Source organism: Kitasatospora sp. NPDC093558 (assembly GCF_040683475.1).
GTDB lineage: Bacteria > Actinomycetota > Actinomycetes > Streptomycetales > Streptomycetaceae > Kitasatospora.
On sequence record NZ_JBFBDY010001120.1, the window covers coordinates 1 to 1,510 of the forward strand.

Annotated in this window: 3 protein-coding genes; 1 reads left to right on the forward strand and 2 read right to left on the reverse strand. The window is 71.3% G+C overall.

All coding sequences use genetic code 11. From position 1 onward, the window contains the following. Nucleotides 1-233: LysE family transporter (locus AB0O00_RS39025; protein ID WP_363659418.1), on the reverse strand; the 233-nt coding region annotated here is incomplete at its 3' end. 166 nt (nt 234-399) lie between these two features. On the opposite strand from AB0O00_RS39025, the gene AB0O00_RS39030 reads away from it, so the two are divergent. Then, nucleotides 400-912: a DUF1877 family protein gene (locus AB0O00_RS39030; protein ID WP_363659419.1), complete on the forward strand. Its 513-nt coding sequence runs from the start codon at nt 400-402 to the stop codon at nt 910-912. A 46-nt stretch (nt 913-958) separates the two neighbouring features. Here AB0O00_RS39030 and AB0O00_RS39035 read toward each other — a convergent pair. Further along, nucleotides 959-1,510: hypothetical protein (locus AB0O00_RS39035; RefSeq protein WP_363659420.1), on the reverse strand; the 552-nt coding region annotated here is incomplete at its 5' end.

Below are 1,510 nucleotides of genomic sequence, written 5' to 3' on the forward strand. Positions count from 1 at the left end.
AGGCGCAGCCCGTCGTCCAGGAGACGCGACGCCGTGAGCTGCGCCGGGGCACCGACCGCGGCGGCCACGCCCCACACGAGCACACCGCAGAGGATCCCCAGCGCCGTGGCGAAGGCCCGGCGCCTGCCCAGGGTGATGGCGGAGCGCAGCACCAGCGCGGTGTCCAGTCCCGGCATGACGGTCAGCATGCCGGCCACGACGGCGAAGGAGGCGATAGCAGAGGTAACGGTCATGCGGTCATCCTGAAGCCGCGGCCGCGATCACGTCCAACGCGAGCTGCTGCACTGCGCATCAGCAGGACTGATGCCGCTGCTCGCCGGGGGTTCCTGCGCGAGTGCTCCGCCCGGGCCCTGGCCGGGGCCTGGCAAAACCGCTGGACGAGATCGGGATACTGCCGTCATGGCCGTCACCCAGCAACTTGCCCGAGTCCCGGCGGACTACCTCGCCGCGTGCCGTCGGGCGGCCGAACAGTCGCCCGACGGCGATCACCGGTGGGATCCGCCGTCCGCGGACTGCCTGGACCTGGACTGGGCGCCCCGCATGCTGGAGCGCGCCTGCGAACCGACGCGACTCGACGCCGCCCACCTGGAGGCGCTCAGGCGCGCGACCGACGGCGACGGCGGCATCGAGCTGGACTTCCTCAACGTCGGCCCGCACGCGATCGCCTTCTTCAGTAACTCCATGCCGACTGCCCTCGATCCAGAGGCGGTTGCCCAGGTGTCGGCACTGCTCGGCGAGATCGATATGCAGGGGATCCTCCAGTCGGTCCGCGACAGCGGCGGGGGCTCCACGCTCGGGCCCGGGTTCACCGGCGATCCGACGGAGTACTTGCTCGATCACTTCGGTGCGTTGCGTGGGTTCTACGCCGAAGCGGCCCGCCGGGGTCTTGCCGTCGTGCTGTGGTGGGACTGACCCGGCAGACCCCGTCGCGACCGCAGAACCGCGAAAAGACCAGCCGTTAGGGCGTGGAGCCCGAAGGGGTGGCGATCGGGTCGCAGGTCTTGAGTAATCCGTCGATCCTGATGGGCTGCGGCAAGTCGACGTGGTCCTCGGCCTCGACGCCGTCGCGGATCACCGTGGCCTTCATCGAGCCCTCGGCCGGCCCGCCGGGGTAGACCGCGTAGAGGGTGCGCACCCCGCCGCCGGGGAGGGAGACCGACAACAGCGGCTCCGGCATCATCATGGGTTCCATGTCGCACCGGAGCCGCTCGATCGTCTCGAGGTCGGCGATGACCACGTAGACGGCGGTCGGGGCCAGTGGTTTCGTCCAGGCCACGTACAGGGTCAGCGACGGCGTCCTGCCGTCGGGCAGGTCCTTGGCCGCAGTGCAGTGCGGGGGCGGCGTGGTCTCCTTGGAGCGGACCTCGGCCGAGCAGAGCTCTCCGTCGAGGGTGGGCCAGATGACGCCGGCCGTGTCGTGGCCGGACGCGAAGAGCCAGGCCCGGGCGGCCGGACCCAGGCCGGCCGTGGTCCGGACGGTCGCCCCCCCGTCCATCGAGGCGGAGCGCAC